General features: G+C 65.8%; 5 protein-coding genes and 1 pseudogene. 3 read left to right on the top strand and 3 right to left on the bottom strand.

The window, feature by feature from the left end; genetic code table 11:
* Positions 1 to 105: 105 nt before the first annotated feature.
* Together AC1D2K_RS23570 and AC1D2K_RS23565 are read right to left on the bottom strand one after the other, a co-directional pair.
* Positions 106 to 1,175: pseudogene (locus tag AC1D2K_RS23570) on the bottom strand (PDDEXK nuclease domain-containing protein).
* A 40-nt stretch (positions 1,176 to 1,215) separates the two neighbouring features.
* Positions 1,216 to 1,554, bottom strand: a complete 339-nt coding sequence (locus tag AC1D2K_RS23565) for a MerR family DNA-binding transcriptional regulator (protein ID WP_478091405.1) — start codon at positions 1,552 to 1,554, stop codon at positions 1,216 to 1,218.
* A 515-nt stretch (positions 1,555 to 2,069) separates the two neighbouring features.
* Here AC1D2K_RS23565 and AC1D2K_RS23560 point away from each other — a divergent pair.
* On the top strand, positions 2,070 to 3,830 hold the full coding sequence (locus tag AC1D2K_RS23560; protein ID WP_478091403.1) for a winged helix-turn-helix domain-containing tetratricopeptide repeat protein: 1,761 nt from the start codon (positions 2,070 to 2,072) through the stop codon (positions 3,828 to 3,830).
* A 74-nt stretch (positions 3,831 to 3,904) separates the two neighbouring features.
* On the opposite strand, the gene AC1D2K_RS23555 is transcribed toward AC1D2K_RS23560, so the two are convergent.
* Positions 3,905 to 7,624, bottom strand: a complete 3,720-nt coding sequence (locus AC1D2K_RS23555; protein ID WP_478091401.1) for an AAA family ATPase — start codon at positions 7,622 to 7,624, stop codon at positions 3,905 to 3,907.
* Between the two features lie 226 nt (positions 7,625 to 7,850).
* Between AC1D2K_RS23555 and AC1D2K_RS23550 the strand changes: the two genes are divergently transcribed.
* A complete protein-coding gene (locus AC1D2K_RS23550) occupies positions 7,851 to 8,081 on the top strand; it encodes a hypothetical protein (protein ID WP_478091400.1) in 231 nt (76 codons plus the stop codon).
* 3 nt (positions 8,082 to 8,084) lie between these two features.
* Positions 8,085 to 8,644: hypothetical protein (locus AC1D2K_RS23545; protein ID WP_478091398.1), on the top strand; the 560-nt coding region annotated here is incomplete at its 3' end.

Genomic DNA, 8,644 nt, shown 5'->3' with positions numbered 1-8,644 from the left:
GTCACCGGGGCGGTGCGCCGGTAGTCGGGCTCCGGCCGGCCGAAGCGCCACGGCCGCTCTTCAATTCGAACGTGAGCGATTCGCGTGCGAGCAGGCGGAGCGAAGTCATTGGCTGTCGGCCTCCGCGTCGGTCCCGGGCGCCGGCAGGCCTGCCAGCTCACGCTCGATCTGCTCGATGCTGGGCAGGCTGGTCTGCAGTTCAGCCGGCAACGCTTCGATCAACTGGTATTCGGCAATGCCCATCGGCTTGGCGCTGTCGCGCAGCGCATATTCCGCCACCACCTTGTTCTTGCTTTTGCACAACAGCAGGCCGATGGTGGGCGCATCGGCGGGCGTTTTCATCTGTGTGYCCACGGCGCTGAGATAGAAACCCAACTGCCCCACATGCTCCGGCTTGAACGGCCCGGCCTTCAGCTCGATCACCACGTAGCAGCGTAGCTTGAGGTGATAGAACAGAAGGTCGATGAAGAAATCGTCACCGCCCACTTCCAGCGGCACCTGCTTGCCGACGAAGGCAAAGCCGGCACCCAGCTCCAGCAGGAAGCGCGAGATGTGCTGCACAAGGGCAGACTCGATCGCGCGCTCGTCGGCTTCCCGATTTACGCCAAGAAATCGAACAGGTAGGGGTCTTTGAGCGTCTGATGGGCGAGGTCTGCGCCGGGTGCCGGCAGGCGAAGCTCGAAGTTCGTGACCGCCTGCCCTTCGCGCTCCAGCAGGCGGGTTTCGATGTGGATGTTCAGCATGCTGCGCGACCAGCCGTGTTCGATGGCGCGCTGCGCGTAGCCGATGCGCTGCTCACGGTCTTTCAGCTGACTGAGCAGCACCAGGTTGTGGCCCCAGGGCAAATGTCCAACAAGCTGTTGGACATCTGCGCTGTCCGGCCAAGCCTCGGCAAAAGCCCGCATGTACATCAGGTTGGCGCGCGAAAAGCCCTTTATGTCCGGAAAGGCCGTGCKCAGATCGTGCGCCAGCCGCTCGATCACCTTGGCGCCCCAGCCCTCGCGCGCCTGCCGCTCCAGGATGTCGCGGCCGATCTGCCAATACAGCCACACCAGCTCGCGATTGACGGCCAGCGCCGCGCGCTGCTGGGCGCTGTGGATGCGGGTCTTGAGCTCGGCCAGCCAATCGGCGTAGCCGGCCGGCGGGCGGATGAGGGAGGCGGGGCGTTCGGTCATGGCATGGCAGCCTACAACAGTCGCGCCACGCGGACGCGAACTAGTCCCCCGGCGCCTTCGGAACCCTCTTCCTCCCCACCCCCACACCCCCAGCCCCCGCAGCCCGCACGATGCGCCGGAATGTGGGGCATTCCATGTGGCTAGGCGCGGGGCAGGCAGCGGCGTGCCGCAGGCCGTCGCGCATGGCGCTCAGCTTGCGGATCGTCCGGTCGAGTTCGTCCGCTTTGGCCGCCAGCCGTTCCACCACACCGGGATCGAACAGGCGGCGCAGCCCGCGCCTGCCGGTAGAGGCGATCAGCCCCTTTTCGTCATAGAACCGCAGCGTCGATGCCGGAACGCCGGATTGCTGCGCCACCTCGGCGATGTCCAGATGTCTCACCCTCTTGACCTCAAGTCGACTTGAAGTTGCACAGTCTAGCTTCCTGCAGGATGGTCGGTGACGCGGAAGAACGCGACGTCGGCGACCCCTTGAACCCACCTGCCTTCGAGCCAGACAAGTCCGCCGGGCAGCTTCGACTCCTTGAAAAGACAAGATTCCGGGACGGGAGATCGAAGTCGATGGGAGGATCGGTGAGCAGCGCAGGAATACGAAGAGCAAGCGACCGCCCGGGCAAATCGCGGACCGAAGGCGGCGCATGCGCGGGGTCGTCGGAGATGGAAGGGACCGCCACCACGCACAAGAGCGTGCGGATCAGGCATCGGCCGATCGTCGCGGCCGTGCCGGCACGCGCCTTGGTGGTGCGCCCTGCAAGGCGCTTGGCAGCACCGGGGCGGGGCTTGTTTTGAATGCACACGAAACCCCCCCATCTTGGTATGTAAAGATCAAAATGCGGCTTGGTGGCCGGTATGCCGACGCTAGTGCTGGCGGGCACGCGGCGCCCGAGGGGTGGCCGAATGAACGACGAACGATCGACGATCAATCACCGAATCGGCGACGGGCTCCCGATGGGTGCGCCAGACGCCGTCGGCGACGGCATCGCGGCCTTTGCCGGCTTCGAGTTCGATTCGCGGCGCGACGAACTGCGCAAGGATGGCGTCCCTATCTCGATGCGACCCAAGCCGCGCGCCTTGCTGCGCCATCTGCTCGACCATCCGGGCCGGCTGCTCGGAAAGGAAGAATTGATCAGGGCCCTGTGGGGGTCGGTGGTTGTCGGCGACGACTCGTTGGTTCAATGCGTGGGCGAGCTGCGTGCGGCGTTGGGAGATCGGGGCGTGTTGATCAAGACGCTGCCGCGCCGCGGCTACATGCTCGACACGACGGTCGAAAGACTGGCCACCCGACCTCAGGAATTGCCACAAGCCGAGCCGGCGATGGATGGACCGAAACGCACACGTCGGATTCCGGACCGGCGCTGGTGGCTGGTACCGTTCATGTGCGCGTTGCTTTTGGGCGTCGCTGGTGCCGTCTGGAAGATCCGCCAGCCCACGCCGTTCCGCATCGACGACGAGCTGACTGCGCGTCATGCCGTTGCGGTGTTGCCGCTGGCCGATGCCGACGCGCCTGGCGGCACTTCCGTGCTCGGGAATGCCCTGGCTGACGATATCAGCGCGCAGATCTCGCTGCGACATGGAACGCGTGTGATCGGCCCGGCGTCGACCGCGCGCTACAACGCGGCAGCGCCCGACATTGCGCACATCGGGCGCGAACTGGGCGTGCGCTACGTCATTGGCGGTCGCGTGACGCGCGACGGCGGCGCCATCCTCATCGATTCGACCTTGACCTCGGTCGAGACCGGCGAGGTGATCCGATTGAACCGTTCTACCTTCCCGACGGCTGCCGATGCCCAACATTCCAACCTGGACCAGCGGGTTGCCAGTGCCTTTCGCATGCAGTTTTTCGAAATCGACAAGGTGCGTGCCAGTCGGCCCGGTCACGTGGTCGATGCCGCCGATCTGACCAGTTTGGGTTGGCGCGACCTGAATCGCTTCGCGACGCGCGACGACGTGTTGCGGGCTCGCAGCCGCTTCGAGGCGGCGCTGAAAGTCGATCCCGATTCGGTGGTCGCCCTGCAAGGGGTGGGTTCCAGCTACCAGATCGAGATCGTCAGCTGCTTCAGCCGCGCCCCGCAGAGCCTGGTCGAACCTGGCAAGAAGGCGCTCAAGAGGGCGATGGAACTGCGTCCTGATGTGCCAGAAAACCTCCTGCCCTGGGGTAGCCTGCTCGGCCTGAGTGGACAGCCGGCCGAGGCGATGGCGATGTACAAAAAGGCATTGGAGATCAGTCCGAACTACGCCTTCGCCCACCTCTTCGTTGCGCGCCAGCTGATCTGGGAGGGCCGCTTTGCCGAAGCCCAGCAGGAAATCGACAAGGCCCGCGGGCTCAGTCCGGCGGACGCGCGCCTCTTGTATGCCGTCTATTCGCTGTCGGCGACCGCGAATTTCGTGCAAGGCAGGGACGACGAAGCCTACAGGTGGGCAATGAGGTGGGTTGCCGAATATCCGAATAGCGGGCAACCCTATGCGATGCTCGCCGCCATCGATGCGCTGCGCGGACATGACGCCGAGGCTGCCGCCCACATGGCCAAGCATCGCGAACTACTGCCAAACGACTCGATTGCCTATGTCGTGTTCCTCAGTCCCTCGACCGACCCTGTCTTCCTCGCGCAGCGCGCGCGGCTGATCGAGGGCCTCCGCAAGGCGGGATTGCCTGATTGATAAGTCCAGACTGTCGTAGGGAACTGAAAGACGCTGCCGTCGAACACCTTGATGGGCAGGCAGTGCCCCAAACCCTAGATCGGGGCACGCAACAGCTTCGCCGCTTCCACAAGATCCGGGGTGTCGAAGCCCTCGGTGAACCAGTCGTGAACTTTCGCGAGCATGCGCCGCGCCTGCGCTTGCTTGCCCTGCTGCCGCCACAACTTCGCCAGGCTCATGGCCGCCCGCAGTTCCAGCGTTTTCGTCCCTTGCCGACGGCTGATGGCGAGCGCCTGGCTGAAAGACGCTTCGGCGGCCGTCGTATCGGGCGGCGAAAGCGCCAGCAGGCACATGCCCTCGAGGCGATGACGTTCGGCCGCGAACTGGCAACTCCCCGTGCTTTGCTCATTGGCCTGCGCCTGCGCAAGCAAGCCGAGCGCATCGTCGTACTGCGCCAGGTGCATATGGACCTGGGCCAAGTCGGACAAACGCTGCGCCGAGTACGAAGGCGCCGCCGCGCTCAAGCGGGCCACGAGCGATTGGAGTTCGGAGAGGTCCTGCCGGCCTTCAAGCAGGATCTGGGCCCTGCCGTGCAACGCTTCGCCCGTCGCCATCCAGTGCGACATGCCATGTTGCCGCGTGAGGGCGATGGTCTCGGCAGACAAGCTCAGGGTCTCCGCGTGCTTGTTCAACCAGCGATGCAGCATGGTCGCGAAGAGCAGCGCCATCGCCAGGGTCTTCGGATGTTCCATCGCGCGTGCCCGCTCGAGCATCCGCTCGCACACCTCGAGCGCCTGATCCGCGAAACCGAGGAACAAGAGCGCCCACGACAAATGCCCGGCAAACGAGACGGACAGGTCCTCGCCGAACAGTTCCAGCATGAGGTGGTGCTGGTCCGGACAATGAAGTGCAATGGCCTTCGCGGCGTGCGTGCTCGAGGCTTCGAACTCACCCAGCCAGAAAGAGGCAACGGCGGCCACATAGTGCGCCGCCTGCTTTCCGATCGGGTCATCGCGCGCCAGGTCCAGCAACCGCAAGGCGGCTTGCGGCACGCCGCGGGGACCGACGGTCGCCACGGTGTTTCTCAAGCGCGTCCATTCCGCCAGAAACAGTTCCGGACTGTCCGCCACCAGCTCGCGCAAGGCAGACACTCGCGCGGTGACCCGGGTGGCATCCTCGGACCCGTAGCCACGCGTCGCGTGCAGCGCAGGGCAGAGGCCGACCAGGATCGAGAATTCGGTCTGATCCCTTTCCGGTGACGCGGGCAGCGTCATCAGCAATCGCAGCCCGCGATTGAAATGTGCGATCGCTTCCTGGTTGGCCGAGCCGGAGATCGCTCGTCGCCCTGCCTTGATCCAGTAGTCGATGGATTGCCGGATTTCTCCGGCGGAGGACAGGTGCTGCGCCAGGAGTTCCGGCCGGGCCGCGACGCTGTCGGGGAAACTGTCTTGCAGCACCTGCGCGATCCGCCGATGCGTCGCCTGCCGATCGGCCCGGGTCTGCGATTGATAGGCCGCTTCCTGGATCAACGCGTGCCTGAACTGGCAGGTCGCTTCGTCGACCTGCACGATCAGGCCGGCATCCTTCAACTGACGCAGKGATCTCGCCAGCACATCCGGACCCCACGGGGAGGCCTTGCCCAGCAGATCGACACCGAACTCGCGCCCGATCGTGGCGGCAATCTGCGCGGTGTACCTCGCGTCGCCCAATTGGTCCATGCGGGTCGCCAGCAGATCGTGCAAGGTGCCCGGGATGCTGGCCCAATCGACGCTGGTGGCCGTCTTCGCCAGCTCCTCCGCAAAGAGTGGCACGCCATCGGCGCGTTTCACGATGCGGCGCACAGTCGCTKCCGGAAGCTTGCCGCTGACCGAGCTGATCAGTTGCTCCATCTCGTGCTCGGCGAGGGGCGGGAGCGACAGCACGGAGGCCGCATGGGGCGCAACGAATCCGGGCCGTGCGGTGAAGATCGCGAGCAGGGCCCGCACTCCCTTTTGCTCGAAGAGTGCCGTCAGGAAATCCTGCGTGGAAGGGTCCGCCCAATGCAGGTCTTCCGCGATGAGCAAGATCGGCAGCCGAGCCGTCGGCCCCTTCAACATCGTGCGCAGGAGCTTGATCGTGAGTTCTTTCTGCTTTTGCAGCGAGAGACCCGTCGCCGGGTAGTCGGCGGGTTGCGGCAGCGAGTACAGCGAGGCCAGCAAGGGGACGGCTTCCCGAGCCAATGCGGGGTAGTTCCTTGCGACGTGGCGCGCCAGCTTGGCGGACTTCAGCTCCGGCGTGTCGCCGGGGGCAAAACCCAGGTTGGCCTCGAGCAGCACCAGCAGCGGATGAAACGGCGACCGGCTGTATTCCGGGAAGCAGCGCAGCTCGCGCACGGCGTGCGGCTGGCCCGCCAGCCGCTGCTTGAAGGCATGCACCAGGCGGGACTTGCCGGTGGCCGGCTCGCCCTGCAGCAGCACCGCGTGGCTCGCGCCCTGCGTGGCCTCGTCCCACCATCCCGCGAGCTGAGCGAGTTCGGCCTGCCGTCCGACCAGCGGCGTCAGCTGCGTGGCGGCATCCAGCCGTGTGCGGGCGCCACTTTCCTTGTCGACCCTGAACACAGTCACGGGCCGCGACGCGTCCGGCAGGGATCGGGCGCCCACGCTCGTGCAATCGAAATAGCCGGCCACGATGCTGTGCGTCTCCTGGCTGATCGCTGTCTCGTTGTACCCGACGCAACGGCGCAGCTGGATCGCGACCCCGGAGGTCTTGCCGACGATGTCCGGCAGGGAGGGGTCGCTGCCTGTAGTGATCAGCCCGGTATGCACGCCCGAGCGGATCTCGATGCCGCGAGCGGCTTCCCGCGTGACGGCCAAGGCGGCTCGCACGGCCCGCACGGCACTGTCCTCACGGGATTGCGGGTAGCCGAAATAGGCCAGCAATCCGCCGCCGTGCATCGGCACCAGATGCCCTGAAAGCTGCCGGATGATCTCGACACAGTGGTCCCGGGGTGCGAGCAGGAGTTCCATCGCGTCATCGGGGTCGTCGATGCCGGAGGGCGCCAGCTCGCAGAACAGCACGGTGACCTGTCGTCGCTCCGCGTTCGCCTGCGGGACGACAGGCGACGGCGCGGTCGGGATCCCTGGCGCGTCGCGCACGACTTCGGCATTGCGGATGCGCTCGGCCAGTTGCCGCGTCTCTTCGCCGGGGCTGGCGCCCAGCTCCTTCTTCAGCAGGCGGCAGCAGGCGTCGAACTGCGCCAGGGCTGCGCCGTTCTGGCCGTTCAAGGCGTACAGGCGCATCACCCTGCGGTGTGCGGCCTCGTCCCATGGCTCGAGGTCCGCATGGCGCAAGGCGAATTGCAGGGCCTTGCCATGGTCTGCGCCGGCCTCGTGGAAGTTTGCCAACTGCTCCAGCATGGCGAGCACCCGGCGGTGCAGGGCTTCACGCTGGACGAGCAGCCAGTCTTCGAAATCAGGGCAGTCCGGCAAGTAGAAGCCGGCCATGAATTCACCGCGATAGAGGTCGACGACGCGCTCGTCCGGCGAAAGCTGCGCCCGTCCGCTGAACGCAAGCGCGTCGACGTAGGCCTCCGGAACAAATCGGATGGCGCTCTTGCTGGCCGAGAACAAGTGTTTGCCTGTGGGCAACTCCAGCACGCGGCGCAAGTCCGACAAGGTCCGGCGCAGATTGCCGCGCGCCGTGACGGGGTCGTTGCCGCCCCAGAACATCTCGGCCAGAACCTCCCGCTTATGGTCCTGCTGCTGCTCCATCGCCAGGTAGGCGAGCAGCGCACGCATCTTGTCGTACGAAATCCCGGCAACAGGACGTCCGTCCAAGACGCACCTGAATCCGCCCAGCAACCCGAGTTGGAGGCCGTGATCGGGGGGTGGTTCGGGCGGGTTCAAGGTCGGCCGTGACTATATATCGGGGGGGCCAAACGTGCGAACGATTGGCGAACGGTGGCTCGGTACCGTCAAGGCATGCGCATCAAGACAATCGAGTCCGGTCGCGATCGGCATGTTCTTCGGTCAAAAGCTGCGCGGCCGCCCTGGGAGAAACGTCATGAAGTCAATCCGCGGAACTCACGCAGCGATGTGTGTCTGCATTGCGTTCGTCGCATCCGGGTGTCACGAGCTTGGCAGCCCATCGGTGGTGCTGCCGGCCAAAGCGGTGGGCCACCAGCTTGCGCAAGGGGAGCCCGGTGCCTACATCGGTGACGTCTTCTCGGAGGTCCAGAAGGCGCTCGCGGCCCTCCCCCGGAACGAGCCGGACCTCATGCCGTATGGAGAATGAGGCATGAACCGGCTGGGGGCCGCCCTGTTGCTGGCCGGCCTGATGGCCGTCGGCCCAGCCCGCGCCGATGGCGAGTGCCACTCGCTCAAGCAGGTCGTCAAGCAAAGCTCGGAAGCTGGCTATGCCCGCTTTCTGTATGCGAACGAGATCGCCAACGACGACAGCGCCTTCAAGGGGATCGCCACGCGCAGCGCAGGCGCGTCGCGCGTCCGCAAGGAGCTCGAACGGATGGTCGAGGTGTCGCTCGACGCCGGGACCTTCGCCGGGCAGGAAGTGGCCAGAGGCGCCATCCAATCCGGCGCGGAGGATCAGTACATCGCCCAGTCCCGGCTACGGCTGCATGCGGGCCTGACGCGCTACCGCGCGAACGCGGCCTGGCTCGTGCTGATGGTCAACCCATCGACCAGGAAGGGCATCGTGCTGGTGCGCCAATACGAATTTCCGCGTCACGGGCTCGCCGGGCTCATGAATGGCGCCGACCAGGTGTGCCTGCGAGTTCGGCTCGAGCAAGTGGCTCGATGGTCGGCCGAGCAGCCCGCGACGGCGGAGGCGCTGCTCGGCGG

The sequence above is a fragment of the Variovorax sp. P1_H12_2 genome (assembly GCF_056405335.1).
Note: the sequence above shows the minus strand (reverse complement) of the source record. Positions and strands in the feature narration are given on the sequence as shown.

What these genes read in the sequence shown, in the direction of transcription:
- AC1D2K_RS23560 (WP_478091403.1), top strand. Translation starts at nt 2,070, where the DNA reads ATGAACGACGAACGATCGACGATCAATCACCGAATCGGCGACGGGCTC.
- AC1D2K_RS23550 (WP_478091400.1), top strand. Translation starts at nt 7,851, where the DNA reads ATGAAGTCAATCCGCGGAACTCACGCAGCGATGTGTGTCTGCATTGCG.